The 16,552-nt window shown below is 50.4% G+C and carries 12 protein-coding genes; 8 read left to right on the top strand and 4 right to left on the bottom strand.

Annotation, left to right across the window (positions count from 1 at the left end; genetic code table 11):
• Positions 1-273 precede the first annotated feature (273 nt).
• The 8 genes from BM114_RS01845 to galK all read left to right on the top strand — a co-directional run bounded on the left by BM114_RS01845 (position 274) and on the right by galK (position 11,121).
• Positions 274-2,586: a beta-glucosidase gene (locus BM114_RS01845; protein WP_092109801.1), complete on the top strand. Its 2,313-nt coding sequence runs from the start codon at positions 274-276 to the stop codon at positions 2,584-2,586.
• An 83-nt stretch (positions 2,587-2,669) separates the two neighbouring features.
• Entirely contained in the window at positions 2,670-4,295 is a 1,626-nt protein-coding gene (locus BM114_RS01840; RefSeq protein WP_092109799.1) for an ABC-F family ATP-binding cassette domain-containing protein, read from the top strand.
• A gap of 51 nt (positions 4,296-4,346) precedes the next feature.
• The gene (locus tag BM114_RS01835; RefSeq protein ID WP_092109797.1) at positions 4,347-4,958 is read left to right on the top strand and encodes a nucleotide exchange factor GrpE; all 612 of its coding nucleotides are present in this window, start codon (positions 4,347-4,349) and stop codon (positions 4,956-4,958) included.
• On the top strand, positions 4,958-6,121 hold the full coding sequence (gene dnaJ / locus BM114_RS01830; RefSeq protein ID WP_177207018.1) for a molecular chaperone DnaJ: 1,164 nt from the start codon (positions 4,958-4,960) through the stop codon (positions 6,119-6,121). The genes BM114_RS01835 and dnaJ overlap by 1 nt, the downstream gene beginning before the upstream one ends.
• Before the next feature lie 3 nt (positions 6,122-6,124).
• On the top strand, positions 6,125-7,396 hold the full coding sequence (locus BM114_RS01825) for a bifunctional folylpolyglutamate synthase/dihydrofolate synthase (protein WP_092109793.1): 1,272 nt from the start codon (positions 6,125-6,127) through the stop codon (positions 7,394-7,396).
• A gap of 106 nt (positions 7,397-7,502) precedes the next feature.
• Positions 7,503-8,591 (top strand): aldose epimerase family protein, encoded by a 1,089-nt coding sequence (locus BM114_RS01820; RefSeq protein ID WP_369808391.1) that lies wholly within the window; start codon positions 7,503-7,505, stop codon positions 8,589-8,591.
• A 24-nt stretch (positions 8,592-8,615) separates the two neighbouring features.
• A complete protein-coding gene (locus tag BM114_RS01815; protein WP_092109792.1) occupies positions 8,616-9,935 on the top strand; it encodes an MFS transporter in 1,320 nt (439 codons plus the stop codon).
• A gap of 25 nt (positions 9,936-9,960) precedes the next feature.
• Positions 9,961-11,121 (top strand): galactokinase, encoded by a 1,161-nt coding sequence (galK, locus tag BM114_RS01810; RefSeq protein WP_092110166.1) that lies wholly within the window; start codon positions 9,961-9,963, stop codon positions 11,119-11,121.
• A gap of 326 nt (positions 11,122-11,447) precedes the next feature.
• On the opposite strand, the gene BM114_RS01805 is transcribed toward galK, so the two are convergent.
• From BM114_RS01805 to BM114_RS01790, 4 genes are read right to left on the bottom strand one after another with little or no spacing between them, the layout of a single operon-like run.
• Complete coding sequence (locus BM114_RS01805) at positions 11,448-12,500, bottom strand: DUF1735 domain-containing protein (RefSeq protein WP_092109790.1); 1,053 nt, start codon at positions 12,498-12,500, stop codon at positions 11,448-11,450.
• A gap of 24 nt (positions 12,501-12,524) precedes the next feature.
• On the bottom strand, positions 12,525-13,694 hold the full coding sequence (locus tag BM114_RS01800) for a DUF1735 and LamG domain-containing protein (protein ID WP_255406397.1): 1,170 nt from the start codon (positions 13,692-13,694) through the stop codon (positions 12,525-12,527).
• A 46-nt stretch (positions 13,695-13,740) separates the two neighbouring features.
• Entirely contained in the window at positions 13,741-14,928 is a 1,188-nt protein-coding gene (locus BM114_RS01795) for a glycoside hydrolase family 18 (RefSeq protein WP_092109787.1), read from the bottom strand.
• A 38-nt stretch (positions 14,929-14,966) separates the two neighbouring features.
• The gene (locus BM114_RS01790; protein WP_092109786.1) at positions 14,967-16,544 is read right to left on the bottom strand and encodes a SusD/RagB family nutrient-binding outer membrane lipoprotein; all 1,578 of its coding nucleotides are present in this window, start codon (positions 16,542-16,544) and stop codon (positions 14,967-14,969) included.
• Positions 16,545-16,552: the final 8 nt, after the last annotated feature.

The following is a 16,552-nucleotide window of genomic DNA, read 5'->3' as shown; positions in this document are numbered from 1 at the left end:
AATCCGTCATTTCAATGAAAAGATTCATCTGTATGCAATTAAGCTATTGGTTTTCAAACCATTACAAAACCTGAAATTCAAGCCTGTTTTACCGCCAGAGCCCACTCCGTGGATTCCGTGGCCCGTTTTGGAAGCCCTTGTTTTAACAATTCGCAGATTTTAGTTGCAGATTCGCAAGTAAATTCCACAGGACACAGCTCCATTTTCCCATTCCTGTTTTGCACTTTTTAAAATAATTCGTATCTTTGCCCTCAATATCATTAAAAATACGACATGAAACAATTTTTCATACTGCTTGCCTTGGCGGTGGCATGCATGGGTGCCAATGCACAGAATCCCAAACTGCCCCAACTGGGCAAGGCGCCTGTCAAAGAGATAGTGGCCGCCATGACGCTTGAGGAGAAAGCGCAGCTGCTCGTAGGCAGCAACGACGACCGAAAGTTTGCCTTCATGGCCACCAGCGCAGGGGCCACGGCCCGTCTGCCGCGGTTCGGAGCCGCCACCACCATCCTTAACGACGGAGCCACAGGGCTGCACATCGACTCCGTCAGGCAAGGCAGCGACAGGAAATACTTCGCCACCGGATTTCCCATCTCAACCCTGATGGCTTCCAGCTGGAACACCGAGCTGATGACTGAGGTGGCTCACGCCATTGCCGAAGAGATGGTTGCCTATGGCACGGATGTGATTCTGGCACCGAGCCTCAACATCCAACGCAACCCGCTCTGCGGCCGCAACTTCGAATACTACTCAGAAGACCCGCTCCTGTCAGGCAAGATGGCAGCGGCATATGTAAACGGAATCCAGAGCCTGGGCGTGGGAGCCACCGTCAAGCATTTTGCCTGCAACAACCAGCAAACCATGCGCATGTTCAACGACAGCCGCGTCTCACAGCGTGCCCTGCGCGAAATCTACCTGCGCAACTTCGAGATTGCCATCAGGGAAAGCCGTCCATGGGCGGTGATGTCGTCGTATAATCAACTGAACGGAACGCCCACCCAGTATTCCGCCCCCCTGCTCACGCAGCTGCTCCGGGATGAGTGGAAGTTCGACGGAATCGTCATGACCGACTGGGGAGAGCCCCGTGAGACCGTAAAGCAGATTCATGCCGGAAACGACCTCCTCATGGGCGGCAACCCGAAACAAGTGCAGGACATCGTCGAGGGAGTGAAGAACGGCACGCTCGCCATCGAGAATGTAGACCGCAGCGTAGGCCGCATGCTCGGCTATATCCTGAAGACAAGGTCGCAAAAGGGGTTGAAGGGAAATGCCGCCCCCGACCTAAAGGCGCACGCCCGGCTGGCCAAGGAAGCTGCCATTGAGGGCATGGTGCTGCTGAAGAATGAGGGGACCGCGCTTCCGCTACAGCCTCAGGACACCATTGCCCTCTTCGGCATCGGAAACTACAACTATTTCGCCAACGGCTTAGGGTCGGCCGAAGTCAACAAGGCTTACACCGTAGACCTTCCTCACGGCCTGAAAAAACTGGGCATAGCCACGCAGCCCACGCTCGACATGTTCTATTCCGAATACCTCAAAGCCTGCAATGTGCAGCTCGACGAAATTAATGAGAAGACTTGGAAGAACTGGTTCTTCGGCTTCAAGAAACCCACCGAGCCCTATATGGAGCCTGATTTCATCGACCGTCGGGCCAAAGACTGCTCAAAAGCCATCATCACCCTGTCGAGAAACGGCGGCGAAGGCGAAGACCGCGACTACCGGAAAGGCGACTACCTGCTCACCGACCGCGAGCTGGAACTCATCGAGAGCGTGAGCCGGAGCTTCCACAGGCGGGGCAAGCAGGTTGTCGTGGTGCTAAACACCGGCGGTGCCATCGATGTGGCGAGCTGGAAAGACAAGGCAGACGGAATACTCCTGGCCTGGCAGCCGGGACAGGAAGGCGGCAACGCCATTGCCGAAGTGCTCACCGGGAAAGCCTCTCCGTCGGGCAAACTGACAATGACCCTTGCCAACGACTACTTCGACCTGCCCTCGGCCAAGAACTTCCCGCTGCACTATGTGTTCTCCTGGGACGAGCTGCTCCGTCCCGGCAAGAAGGTGCTTGAGACACAAAACCTCGGATACACCCGCTACGACGAGGACATCTGGGTGGGCTACCGCTATTTCAACACCCGGCACAAAACCGTGGCGTATCCCTTCGGCTACGGACTCTCCTACACCACTTTCGAATATTCCGACGCACGGGTGAAGAGGTCGGGAAGCCAGATTACCGTAACCGTGAAAGTCAAGAATACCGGTAAAGTGGCAGGCAAAGAGGCCGTGCAACTCTATGCCACGGCCCCCGAAGGCAGACTCGCAAAGCCGCTCAGAGAACTCAAGGCCTTCGCAAAGACCCGCCTGCTGCACCCCGGAGAGAGCCAACAGGTGAGCATGACGCTCCACCTCCGCGACCTTGCGTCTTACGACGAGAGCCTTGCAGCCTGGGTAGCCGACGCCGGCAACTATACTCTTTCCGTAGGGGCATCCGTGGAAGACATCCGTTGTAAGGTCGGCCTGAAACTGAGAAAGCCATTCACAGAGAAAGCCCCCACCCGAATCGGTTCTCTGTTTCGCGGCAGTATTTAGAATAAAGTATAGGTATCCTGCCGATATTTGAATTATTTTTCGTACCTTTGCAGCCGATTTCAAAAATAAATAAGGTACAAGAAATGATTACACTCAGCAATCTCGCTATCCAATTTGGCAAGCGAGTCCTTTATAAGGATGTAAATATAAAGTTCACACCAGGCAACATCTACGGCGTCATCGGGGCTAACGGCGCAGGAAAGTCGACCCTGCTGCGCGCCATCAGCGGCGACCTCGAACCCAACAAGGGCACCGTGGAGCTTGGACCGGGAGAACGCCTCTCCGTCTTGGAACAGGACCATTTCAAATACGACGAGTACATCGTGATGGATACCGTGCTTATGGGGCACCAGCCTCTCTGGGAAAACATGAAGGAGCGCGAGCGACTCTATGCCAAGCCGGAAATGACGGAGGACGACGGCAACAGAGCCGCCGAACTGGAACTGAAGTTTGCCGAGATGAACGGATGGGAGGCCGAGTCGGACGCCGCACAGCTCCTGCAGCATCTCGGCATCAAGGAAAACCTGCACCAGAAGACGATGGCAGAGCTTTCCAACAACGAGAAGGTGCGTGTGATGCTGGCAAAGGCTCTCTTCGGAAAACCCGAGAACCTGCTGCTCGACGAGCCCACCAACGACCTCGACCTGGACACCGTGGAGTGGCTTGAAGACTATCTCTCGGAAATAGACGAGCGGCAAACGGTGCTCGTGGTAAGCCACGACCGCCACTTCCTCGACTCCGTTTCCACGCAGACCATAGATATCGACTTCGGCAAGGTAACCGTTTTCTCTGGGAACTACAGCTTCTGGTATGAGAGTTCACAGCTGGCCCTCCGTCAGGCCCAGAACCAGAAGATGAAGGCCGAGGAGAAGCGCAAGCAGCTGGAGGAGTTCATCCGCCGCTTCTCCGCCAATGTGGCAAAGAGCCGCCAGACCACATCGAGAAAAAAGATGCTGGAAAGGCTGAATATAGAGGAAATCCGCCCGTCGAGCCGCAAATACCCGGGCATCATATTTCAGATGGAACGCGAACCGGGCAACCAAATACTCGAAGTGGAGGGACTGAAGGCCGTGGAGCCGGACGGAACCGTGCTCTTCGACAATGTGAATTTCGTCATCGAGAAGGGACAGAAGACAGTTTTCCTCTCGCATAACCCGAAGGCCATGACGGCACTCTTCGAGATTATCAACGGCAACCGGCAGCCCGACGCGGGCTCCTTCAAGTGGGGCGTTACCATCACCACGGCCTATCTGCCTCTCGACAATACGGAATTCTTCAAGAGCGACATGAACCTCGTGGACTGGCTCTCGCAGTACGGCAAGGGCAACGAGGTGCAAATGAAAGCCTACCTCGGCCGCATGCTCTTCTCGGGAGAGGATGTGCTGAAGAAGGTGAATGTACTTTCAGGAGGCGAGAAGATGCGCTGCATGATTGCCAAGATGCAGCTCAACAATGCCAACTGTCTGATTCTCGACACGCCTACCAACCACCTCGACCTAGAATCCATACAGGCTTTCAACAACAATCTGATTACCTTCAAGGGCAACATTCTCTTTGCTTCGCACGACCATGAGTTCATCGAAACCGTGGCCGACCGCATCATCGAGCTGACCCCGTCGGGCACCATCGACAAGCTGATGAGCTACGATGACTACATTCACGATGAAAGCATCAAGACACAGAAGGCCGGAATGTATGGTGAAGAATAGCCTCCATCTGGCACGGTTTTTGCTAAAGAACAAGTAAAAGAACGAATCGACATGACGAAAAAGGAACAGAAGATAGACATCGAAGACTGTAACGCTCCCAAGAACAGGGAGCAGGAAGAGAGTATAGAAAAGGTGGAAACCGAAACACAGGCTACCGGCAACGAAGAAGAGGCTCCCGCTGACAAAAAGGCAGAAGCGGCGGAAACCGGGGAAGCCCCTCTTGCCAAGGCTCTGGAAGAGAATGCCAAGCTGAAAGATCAGCTGCTCCGCACGGTGGCAGAATTCGAAAACTACAAGAAGCGCACGCTAAAGGAAAAGGCGGAACTCATCCTGAACGGTGGCGAAAAAACCATCACGGCCATCCTGCCCGTGCTCGACGATATGGAACGAGCCGTGGCAAATGCCGACAAGGCAGAAAGCATCGAGGCCGTGGAAGAAGGCTGGGAACTCATTTTCAAGAAACTCCTGAAAGCCCTTGAAAGCATGGGGCTAAAGAAAATGGATGCCCAAGACAAGGACTTCGATGTAGACTACCACGAAGCCATTGCCATGGTTCCCGGCATGGGCGATGACAAGAAAGGAAAGGTGGTCGACTGCGTGCAGACAGGATATATGCTCAACGACAAGGTGATCAGGCACGCAAAAGTAGCAGTAGGACAATAATGGCGAAAAGAGATTACTATGAGGTGCTGGGCATCAGCAAAGGCGCTTCGGAAGACGAAATCAAGAAGGCGTATCGGAAGATAGCCATCAAATACCATCCCGACCGCAACCCCGGCAACAAGGAAGCGGAAGAGAAATTCAAAGAGGCAGCAGAGGCTTACGAGGTTCTGCACGATCCACAGAAACGACAGCAGTATGATCAGTTCGGATTCGATGCTCCCGGAGGTTTCGGAAGCGGCGGCTTCGGAGGTCAGAGTTTCGACATGGACGACATCTTCTCCATGTTCGGTGATATCTTCGGCGGCCATTCAGGCTTCGGAGGGTTCGGCGGATTCGGTGGAAACAGCCGTAGCCAGCATGCCCAGTATCGTGGAGCCGACCTCCGACTGAAAGTTCGTCTGAACCTTCAGGAAATTGCCACGGGCGTTACCAAGAAGTTCAAGGTGCACAAGGACATTACCTGCTCGCACTGCCACGGTTCCGGAGCCGAGACTGGAAGCGGCTCCGAGACCTGTCCGACCTGTGGAGGACGCGGAGTCGTAGTAAAGACCGTGCGCACCATGCTTGGCATGATGCAGACGCAGACGGAATGCCCCACCTGCCATGGTGAAGGCACCGTTATCAAGAACAAATGCCACGAATGCGGAGGAACGGGCGTCGTGAAAGGAGAAGAAGTGGTGGAAATACAGATTCCGGCCGGCGTTGCCGACGGCATGGTGGTAAATGTGCCGGGCAAGGGAAATGCTGGTCAACACAATGGAATTAACGGAAACATCCAAGTCTACATAGAGGAGGAAGAAAACGACACCTTCGTGCGCGACGGTCAGGATGTCATCTATAGCCTGCTGCTCGATTTCCCGACGGCAGCACTGGGCGGCGAGGTCGAGATTCCTACCATCGAGGGAACGAAAGTCAAGATAAAGATTGAATCGGGGACACAGCCCGGAAAAACCCTCCGACTTCGCGGCAAAGGACTCCCAGCAGTACAAGGCTATGGCTCGGGCAAAGGAGACTTGGTGGTAAACATCAGCGTCTATGTCCCCAAAACGCTGACCCGGGAAGAACGGGAGGCTATCGAGAAATTTCGTCAGAGCGAAAACTTTAACGGCGACCTCGCGACGAAGAAATCCATCTTCAGCAAATTCAAGAACTACTTCAACTAAGAAATGACTTACGAGGAAACCGTACAGTACCTATACGATAGCACCCCTGTCTTCGAACATGTGGGTGCTTCTGCTTATAAAGAGGGTCTGCAGAATACACTGACCATGGATGAACACTTCGGCCATCCACATCGGCAATATCAAACCATCCATATTGCGGGAACCAACGGAAAAGGCTCCTGCTCCCATACCTTGGCTGCAATTCTGCAAGCAAAGGGGCTGAAAGTCGGACTGTACACCTCGCCACACCTCGTAGATTTCCGTGAGCGTATCCGCGTCAACGGGAAGACGATATCAAAGGAAGAGGTCGTCAAATTCGTGGAAGTAGAACGCCCGTTTTTCGAGCCGCTCCACCCTTCCTTCTTTGAACTGACCACCGCTCTTGCCTTCAAGTATTTCGCAGAACAGGAGGTGGATGTTGCAGTAATAGAGGTAGGACTCGGCGGCCGCCTGGACTGCACCAACATCATCACCCCTGTCTTGTCGGTCATCACGAACATCAGCTTCGACCACACGCAGTTTCTCGGCGACACGCTGGCCAAGATTGCAGAAGAAAAGGCAGGAATCATCAAAGAGGGTGTTCCCGTAGTCATCGGAGAAACCACGCCAGAAACGCGACTCGTATTCCTACAGAAGGCTGCCGAAAAGAACGCACCTGTCTACTTCGCGGAAGGAAATCGGGAGGTGATATCCTCCAAGACAGACGCTGGCGGCGGTAGAGACTATCAGACCCGAAGCTTCGGCATACTGCATGGCGAACTCGGAGGCCTCTACCAGGAGAAGAATACCAATACCATCCTATGCATTTTGAAACATCTGGGAATCAATGACATATCCTCAATCCGCAAAGGATTTGACAAAGTATCGGAACTCACGGGGCTTACGGGACGCTGGCAAATGCTGCAAAGGACTCCGAAAGTTGTCTGCGATACCGGCCACAATGTAGGCGGATGGCAATATCTTGCCCCCCAAATCAAGGCACAGGCCTGTAAGACACTGCGCATCGTCTTCGGAATGGTAGATGACAAGGACATCGACACCGTGATGAGCCTCCTTCCGAAGGAGGCTGTTTATTACTGGACACAAGCCTCATCGAAGCGTGCCATCCCGGCAAAGAGGGTCGCCGAGAATGCGAAACGGCATGGTCTACATGGCAAAAGTTATCCTTCTGTTATGAAAGCATATGGTAAAGCGTTGAGTGAATCAGGGCTGGATGACTTCATTTTTGTCGGTGGAAGTAGTTATATCGTTGCCGATTTACTCACATACATTTAATTGTTTTTAACGATAGGCCCGATATATTTTCTTGATATAAATTTGTAATATTCATTTTTTTTAAGTTACTTTGCAAGAAAGTAGACAACTAAAAACTTTGAATATTATGAGCACTGTTGAAACAGAAAACCTGTGTGGTCTGAAAAGAGAGGACTTTCAGACCACAATTGACGGCAAAAATACTGACCTCTACATCCTCAAGAACCAACAAGGGAACGAAATTGCGATTACGAATTACGGCGGTGCTATCGTAGCCATCATGGTTCCCGACAAGAATGGAAAGACAGCCAATATAATCCAAGGCCATGACAATATCCAGGATGTTATCAAAAGTCCAGAACCTTACCTCTCTACTTTAATAGGACGCTATGGCAACCGCATAGCAAAAGGCCGCTTCCAGCTACACGGGAAAGAATATCATCTGCCCATAAACAACGGTCCCAACTGCCTGCATGGCGGCAAACAGGGCTTCAATGCCAAGGTGTGGGATGCCAATCAGGTGAGCGGTCAAGCCCTCGTGCTGAAATATGTCAGCCCCTATGGCGAAGAAGGCTTTTCCGGCGAGGTTACCGCGTGGGTGGCCTACACTTTTACCGATGACAACGAATTGATCATTAAATATCAGGCAACAACTAATAAGAAAACCATCATCAACCTCACCAGCCATGGGTTCTTCTCCCTATCGGGCATCGCCAGTCCGACTCCTACCATCGAGAACTTAGTCTGCGAGGTCAATGCAGACTATTATCTTCCCATTGACGAGACCAGTATCCCCACCGGAGAGATTCGCTTCGTAAAGGGCACACCGTTCGACTTCCGTACCCCGAAGCCTCTCGGACAGGACATTGATGCTGACGACGAACAAATCAGGAACGGTGCAGGCTACGACCATTGTTTTGTGCTCAACAAGAAAGAGGAAGGAGAGCTCAGCTTCGCCGCAAAAGTAACAGAACCCGTAAGTGGCCGCACTATGGAGGTCTATACCACGGAGCCCGGAGTTCAAGTCTATTCAGACAACTGGGCCGACGGCTACAAGGGCCAGCACGGAGCCACCTTTCCACGGCGCAGCGGCATCTGCTTCGAGTGCCAGCATTTCCCTGACAGTCCTAACCACCCTTACTTCCCCTCCGTGGTTTTGGAACCGGGACAGACTTACAGCCAGAAGACCATATACAAATTCGGAACCGAAGAATAATCATAAATAAAACATATCACAAAAATGGAAAATCAGACTAAACAAAACTCGAGCATCATTGCCATTATCACGATGATGTTCCTCTATGCAATGATTTCGTTCGTAACCAATCTTGCTGCACCTATCGGCATTATCTGGAAGAGCCAGTTTGCCGGCGATAGTGCCAACACCGTAGGGATGTTGGGCAACGCCATGAACTTCCTGGCCTATCTCTTCATGGGTATACCCGCAGGAAAGCTGCTGACGAAGATTGGCTACAAGAAGACTGCAATGATTGGTATCGCCGTGGGCTTCATTGGCGTCTTCACTCAGTTCTGCTCAGGCCTCTTCGACCCTGTAACTGCCAAGGTTACAGGTTTCGTTGTTTACCTGCTCGGTGCCTTCATCTCCGGTTTCAGCGTATGCATCCTGAACACCGTTGTGAACCCGATGCTGAACCTCATCGGCGGCGGCGGCAACCGTGGCAACCAACTGAACATGATCGGCGGAACGCTGAACTCTTTGTCAGGAACATTGACTCCTCTTTTCGTGGGCGCATTGATTGGTACCGTTACAGCCTCCACCAAGATGGTAGATGTGAACCTTGTTCTCTATATTGCCATGGCCGTATTTGCCACAGCCTTCCTCATCCTCAGCTTCATTAAGATTGAGGATCCAGAAATCGGAAAGGTTACAAAAGACACCGTATTCGAGCACAGTCCCTGGTCGTTCCGACACTTCGTGCTGGGCGTCATCGCCATCTTCGTCTATGTGGGCGTAGAGGTCGGTATTCCGGGAACATTGATTTACTATCTGAGTGACCAGACCGATGCCGGCGCAGGCCTCACGGGCAATGCCGTTGCCATCGCGGGCTCCGTGGCGGCCACCTATTGGTTCCTCATGCTGGTGGGTCGTTTCTGCACTTCGTTCATCGCAAACAAGGTTTCCAGCAAGCAGCTCATGACCATCGCCACCTTCGTGGGCATGATTCTCGTGCTCTGTGCGATACTCCTCGGCAAATCGTCTACGGTTGCCATGCCCGTATTCACCGGCACTTCGTTTGCCTCTGTCACGGTGCCTATAGCAGCGTTGCTGCTCGTGCTCTGCGGCCTTTGCACCTCCATCATGTGGACCAGTATCTTCAACCTTGCCACTGAGGGGCTCGGCAAATATACCGCAGCGGCATCCGGCATCTTCATGATGATGGTAGTAGGTGGCGGATTGCTTCCGTTGCTTCAGAGTTTCATTGCCGACAAGGCCACCTACATGGCATCCTATTTCGTTCCGTTGATTGCGCTGGCCTACATGTTCTTCTACGCTGTCATCGGTTGCAAGAATGTAAACAAGGATATTCCCGTTGAATAAATATAACCTAAAAGAAAACCATATCATGGATATAGAAAGAGTAAGAAGCCGCTTCATCAAGCACTTTGACGGCAAGACAGGCAACATCTATATGGCTCCGGGCCGCATCAACCTCATCGGCGAACATACCGACTACAACGGCGGATTCGTATTCCCCGGCGCAGTAGACAAGGGAATCCTGGCCGAAATCCGCCCGAACGGACTGGAGACCGTTATCCTCTACGCCATCGACCTGAAGGACAAGGTAGAGTTCAAGCTGAACGACCCTGACGGGCCGCGTGCCTCCTGGGCTCGCTACATCTACGGCATCGTACAAGAAATGAAGGCTCTCGGCGTTCCCGTAAAAGGCTTCAACGCCGCTTTCTACGGCGATGTGCCCCTCGGAGCGGGCATGTCTTCGTCCGCGGCACTGGAGAGCTGCTTCGCTTATGCATTGAACGACCTCTTCGGCGATAACAAGGTCTCCAAGTGGGACATGGCTCTGGCCGGTCAGGCTACGGAGCACAAGTATGTAGGCGTCAACTGCGGCATCATGGACCAGTTTGCGTCCGTATTCGGCGAGGAAGGCAAGCTCATGCGACTCGACTGCCGCAGCCGTGAGTTTGAGTATTACCCCTTCAACCCGCAGGGCTACAAGCTCGTCCTCGTCAACTCCAAGGTAAAGCACGAACTGGTAGGCTCTCCCTATAACGACCGCCGCAACTCCTGCGAGAATGTTGTCAAGGCGCTGAACGCCCACTTCCCCGCAAAGAAGTTCGAGACACTTCGCGATGCCGACTGGGATGAGCTTGAGGCCGTCAAGGATGAAGTTTCCGTCGAGGACTACACCCGTGCCCACTTCGTGTTAGGCGAGAAAGACCGCGTGCTGGCCGTATGCGATGCCCTTGAGAAGGGCGACTATGAGACCGTAGGCCAGAAGATGTATGAAACCCATGAGGGGCTGAGCAAGGAGTACGAGGTATCCTGCGAGGAACTCGATTTCCTGAATGACATCGCCAAAGAGAACGGTGTTACCGGCAGCCGCATCATGGGCGGAGGCTTCGGCGGCTGCACCATCAATTTGGTAAAGGACGACCTCTACGACCGTTTCATTGCCGACGCCAAGGAGAAGTTCAATGCCAAGTACGGGCATGAGCCAGAGGTCTACGATGTCGTAATCAGCCAAGGCGCACATAAAGTATGCTGATGCCACAAGGCGCAAAGTATAACGACAAGACTCATATTGAAAGACAAACCTTCTAAAGACTTTACTTTGGAAAGGGTAGATCCCTCTTCTCTTCACGGAGAAGGGGGATTTTCCTTGCCCTTTATTATTATAAACCGCAAAAGTAAAAGGCCGTTAAAAGGAAGGTAAAAGACCGCTAAAAGCGATGCAAAAGGCCGCTAAAAGCTTTCCTTTTAGCGGCCTTTTACTACAACCCCGTTCTTTGGCCCGAAGAAGAGTGTCTCTTGAAAAAAATACTCCCGCTGATTCTCAGAATCAGCGGGAGTAACTATAACAAATATTATATTCTACTTGAACAAGCGCACCTCATTGAGGAGTATTTGATCCTCGCTGAAAGAAGAAACAAAGTGAATCCAAATATGGCGTACTCTTTGTGAACCATAAAATACGATATTCCACTTATCTTCCGGGCCGCCCGGCTTATTCTGACAAGTAGCAAAGCCCAATCTGCTGAATTCCTCTGCCTTTACATCGTTCATAGACTTAGCAGATATAGAACCAAGAATCTCAATCTCCTTGGAGAAGAACCGACTCAGATCATCTCCCCACAAACGGCCGCAGGGAGTCAGTTGGATGGCCGTTATATCGACTAAATCCTTTAGTTCAATTTTCATGAATTGACTTGAAATGTCAGAAACCCGATAGTTCGCAAAGGTATTATTATCCCCGTCGCTTAATTCCAGACCTATCCTGCCATAGCCCCCGCAATTCACATCATATACCGAGGTCTCTATCTGCGCAAGGTTGTCTATCATGCCATTCGGGTTAATCCAGTATACTTCCTTCTTAAGCTCCCAGGAATAAGTGTTATACTTGTCGCTTATCTTCACCCCATCAGGACTTTCGATAGTAAATGCCGTGATACCGGCTTCGCTATCAGTCAAGGCAAGAAGCTCCTTTGACTCACCATTGAGAGCTATCTTGAAAGGTTCCTGGCTTTGCAAGGTTCCTTTCTTCACCGTAACGGTTGCTGTTTCCATCTTGAAACTACTTGCATCAAAAGGCTTGTGGCCTTCGGCAGTAGTAGCCGGAATCTTGCTGTTATCCACCTTGATATTGAAAGTGAGATCTTTATCGGCAGCAGCCGTAAGCTGAACATTGAAACAAAGCGTGTCGCCCGGTATCTCCAATTCGTCAGAAGAACCTTTTTGTATATAGGTTGTCGATTTGAAGTTTTTCGGTATATAAGCCCGGTTGTCAATATAGGCCACGGGAGAGTAGTCTTCGCCTTTCGTAGGATAGAGCGTGCTCCCTACTTCCGGCTCACTCTGGCAGGATGCCAGCAACAAGAATGCCGGCATTGCCATGAATGTTGATTTTATGATATTCTTGATCTTCATTTTTTTAGAATCTTTGTTTTATGGTTATTTTCCGTCAAATCTCACATCCTGCGTCCAAACGATATCTTTATAAAGTAAGCTTGGCGGTACAAGCGCAGTATTACCATTCTTCCGGACATCGCTGAAACTATTTCCCGAACCTTCATCCATCTTGAAGTAAGCATACAGCCCCTCTGAGTTGGGATCAACTGCATACATGTTGTTTGCAATCTGCGGCTGTGTCAGAGCCTTGCTCCAGATACGGATTTCGCCCATCATCACATTACCCTTTAAATAGGTAAAACGCTCATCGTCAGAGTTACCTGCATGCCAGTTGTCCTTACTGATATTTACAGCTTTTCCTGGCATGGCAACGGTATTGTCGAGCACGCCGTTCACATAGAGACTCAGGGAAGTTCCCGTGCAGACAATAGCTATATGATACCATGTGTTGATAGAGAACTTCATATTACTGTTCATCTGACTGCCCTGGGTTTTGATGTTCATCCGGTTACCTTCGATAGGCGCATCACCGAAACGAGTGAAAATCTCGCCTCCATCCTTGCCCCAGCCACTAAACAGTTGTTGATTGTTCATCTCGCCCACCTTGGTTCCAAGCTTGTCGATGTTTACGCAGAACTCAACGGTCCACTGAAGAGCATTGAAATCTTCCTTCATATGGAACACGATAGGATTATTGGCACTATAGGTAGGCACCGCCTGCCGCACAACCTTGTCAAGAAGAAAGATCATGGCTCCGCCCGAATTGAGCACGCTCTGCTTGCCATCCTTGCTCACCAGCTTCAGGGGCAAAGCGAATTTCTCCGCATTCTTTTTCTGTTCCTCGGTGAAAGGATTGATCTTGATGTCTACGGGGCTCGAGATGGTCTGCCCCGCGTCTACCGTTACTTCGTTAGACGACATGGTATAGCCGTTTGTAGGTAACACCTTGTAAGTAGTGAAGTTTTCGGTATTGTATTTATCGAGAGCCGCCTGATCGATTTGTATCTCAAATTTTGAGGAACTCTGGGCAGGGGATGACAGTTGCACTTTGAAAGAGGCATTGGTAGCCGCTGCATCCTCTACCGTCAATTTCTGCACAGTATTGGCATTGGTCTTCGTCTGTTCGAAGAAAGCCTGATTCTCGAGCACGGAATATTCGGCATTCTCACAAGAACTGAAAGCAAGAAGCACAAGTCCTGCAAATGCCAGCATTACGGATTTATTTTTAGATAGATACATTTTCTTACTTGTATTTAAGTTATTTATTGGTAGGATTCATTATCTGGATGGCCATACGCAGGTTAGGATAGGTATTGATGGTACCATCAGCCTTGTATTCATATTCCATGTGATAGGTTCCCATACCTCCTTTACGATAGGTTTTCCCGTCAAAAACAGGATTGAAGAGGGCAAAGGCAGCCGAAACCCGGGCAACCCATCTTTTATTATCTTTCTGCCATGTCATGAATTCCTTGGGAAGCAGTCCGTCATACAGATGCTCATTTTCCATTCCCTCTGCCATGATATAAGAATAGTTTGTAATATTACCACCATTCTCATAATTACAAGTGATGATAATCTTGCGGGCCAGCTGCTCCGGAGTTAACACACTCTTCCAGTAGGACAATTGCCGATCAAACCGAGCCTGGGTATTCCGAGGACGAGCAAGGAAGTTATCGGAATCGTAAGCCTGCAAAATGAAATAATTGAAATAGTCGGCATATTTAGTATCAAAGTCCTCAGGCTTCCCATCTACGACAAGCATTTTGTCAGTACCTGAGTGTGGGCCGAGCTCTGCGGCAAGTGTCTCGACAAACTTGTCCATACAGCCTTCATTCCGCCATAGCTCCTCTTTGGCAGTAAATCCAATCTGAGCAAGTCCGTACTCCGCATCAATATCAAAGCCATCGTAATTATACTTGTTTATCGTGTCAAGAATGGCCTTGGCATATTTCTCGGTTGCGGCAAGCTTTTCTTCCTTGCTATCGCCCCATCCCCAAAACTCATGCCGCCAATCTTTACCGGGATTCTGTTCTGCCCAACCTTCTGGCATATCAGGCGTCAGCTGGTCGCCGATATCATGCACCTGCCAACAAATAAGCACTTTAGTACCCTTTACTTTCTGCACATACTCAAGGTCTTCTTTCTGTGCTTGGGTAAGATTCTTGAAGTTACCCCATAACGACACGAAGTCTACACTATCAGGCAGCCCGGACAAAGACTTTTCTAATGAGGCATCGCGTCCTGCCCAACCACCAAACCAGCCAAAGGCTACAGGATGATCACTCTTCTTATAATCGCGAAGCTGGGCATAATAAGCTTCGCTTCTAATATTTGCCGTCAGATCGCTGGGGTTCTGTGTTTCCATATCTGTCCAGTCGCTGCAAGAGGCCATGCCCATAACAGCACCTATTACGAAGAGAATCGACTTAAATATATTTTTCATTTTCATAAAAATCTTTTAGTTGTTGATAGATGTTGACCTTAATTCTGCCACCACTTTTTCTGCCACCACATAGGTGTTACATAATTGTCGGGACCGCCGAGCATCTGGCGGGCTTTCTCAAGATTTGTAGCATTTTCAGTCTTTTCAGTATCTGCGAAAGGTATGCGGTTAGGCACTTTGACAGAGTAAGCAGTCGTCTGATCTACAGCAAATACCTCCGGATAGCCTGTACGGCGCAGTTCACTCCATCCCTCTTGCCCACAAGGGAAAAGTGCTATCCATTTTTGCGTGATAAGGCGCTCCATTTTCTGCTCGATGGAAACATTGTCTTCCCACTTTACAGTAATATTACTTACATGCGGAGCATAGTGTCCAAAGCCGCCCTGAGCATCAGTATAATCAGCTTGGATACTCCAGCTATTATTAATATAGGATGTAGCATCCCCAGCCTCCCATTGCTTGAAAGATGTGGCTATAGCCTTATTATAAAGGCTACCGACTGAATTTCCCTCTCCCATGTTCTGCCAACCGATGAGTGCACCTTCAGCACGGCAGAACCACATCTCGGCTGCAGTAAGCCAAATACCCTTAGTGGCATTTGCTACATTGGCAGCAGAATAGAGAGGAACGGCTACCGACTTATTGCCTATTTTGGCTCCGGCACGACATCCTATGATGGGCCTGAATCCTGAAGGATGCTCGGCAGCTTCCTTGAAGTATTTACCAATACGGGGGTCTTCGTAACCATTCATGAAGCTCTCTATATCAGCACAAGCACGGCTGTCTCCCCATTCCACAGAAGTCTTATAGAGTCCATGCGGCGTGTAGCTGATTGCCAGATTGTCATCATTATCTTCGATAACTCCTGCCGCTACGGCCTCTTCTCCTACTTTCTTTGCGGTTGCAGGATCGACTCCACTCATGCGGATAGCCATACGAAGCTTCAGCGAATTAGCAAATCTCATCCACTTCGCGAATTTTCCGCCATAAACTTTGTCATAATTCTGGTTGGCCGTAAAAGACTCTCCATTTACCGAAGTCTTTAAAATGGCCAAAGCCTCATCAAGGTCGGCTATGAGATGAGTATAAATATCCTTCTGAGAAGAATAGGCGTTCTCATCACCTTCTACAGCTCCAATGGGGAAAGGTCCATACATATCTGTCATCGTAAGATACCCATGGGCACGCAAGATTAGTGCCCAGGCATAATTGAGGTCTTTCTTTCCGTTACAGAGGCGAACAATATCATTGAAGGCAGAAGTAAACTTCGGAGTAAGCGACTTAAAGGGATAGCGTACCCAGTTTACCGGAGCGTTCATCGTAACGAAGTTGGCTCCATTCCATCCATTTTGGGTATAAGTCATATAGCGAGCCAGATAATTCCCAATCAGATCATAATCCATCTGGAAATCATTTTCCTGCTCAGGGAACACGGCATTCTGCATTTGTACGAGGAATGACCCAATAGTATAATTATCTCTTCCCAATTCCTCTGCCGATGCGGAGCTGCCCGGGCGGTTAGCCTCCTCAAAACCTGCGGTGCAGGATGCCATCCCGAATAAATTTACTACGGTAACACCCAGTAAGGCAACCTTGGAAATATATTTCTTAATCATTTGTCCTT

It is taken from the genome of Prevotella sp. KH2C16 (genome assembly GCF_900113305.1).
Lineage (GTDB): Bacteria > Bacteroidota > Bacteroidia > Bacteroidales > Bacteroidaceae > Prevotella.
The sequence above is the reverse complement of the archived record's forward strand: the minus strand, read 5'-3'. Positions and strand labels throughout refer to the sequence as shown.

Coding starts and splice junctions, on each gene's coding strand:
- BM114_RS01815 (WP_092109792.1), top strand. CDS start 8,616: ATGGAAAATCAGACTAAACAAAACTCGAGCATCATTGCCATTATCACG.
- BM114_RS01825 (WP_092109793.1), top strand. CDS start 6,125: ATGACTTACGAGGAAACCGTACAGTACCTATACGATAGCACCCCTGTC.
- galK (WP_092110166.1), top strand. CDS start 9,961: ATGGATATAGAAAGAGTAAGAAGCCGCTTCATCAAGCACTTTGACGGC.
- BM114_RS01805 (WP_092109790.1), bottom strand. CDS start 12,500: ATGAAGATCAAGAATATCATAAAATCAACATTCATGGCAATGCCGGCA.
- BM114_RS01835 (WP_092109797.1), top strand. CDS start 4,347: ATGACGAAAAAGGAACAGAAGATAGACATCGAAGACTGTAACGCTCCC.
- dnaJ (WP_177207018.1), top strand. CDS start 4,958: ATGGCGAAAAGAGATTACTATGAGGTGCTGGGCATCAGCAAAGGCGCT.
- BM114_RS01820 (WP_369808391.1), top strand. CDS start 7,503: ATGAGCACTGTTGAAACAGAAAACCTGTGTGGTCTGAAAAGAGAGGAC.
- BM114_RS01800 (WP_255406397.1), bottom strand. CDS start 13,694: ATGCTGGCATTTGCAGGACTTGTGCTTCTTGCTTTCAGTTCTTGTGAG.
- BM114_RS01790 (WP_092109786.1), bottom strand. CDS start 16,544: ATGATTAAGAAATATATTTCCAAGGTTGCCTTACTGGGTGTTACCGTA.
- BM114_RS01795 (WP_092109787.1), bottom strand. CDS start 14,928: ATGAAAAATATATTTAAGTCGATTCTCTTCGTAATAGGTGCTGTTATG.
- BM114_RS01840 (WP_092109799.1), top strand. CDS start 2,670: ATGATTACACTCAGCAATCTCGCTATCCAATTTGGCAAGCGAGTCCTT.
- BM114_RS01845 (WP_092109801.1), top strand. CDS start 274: ATGAAACAATTTTTCATACTGCTTGCCTTGGCGGTGGCATGCATGGGT.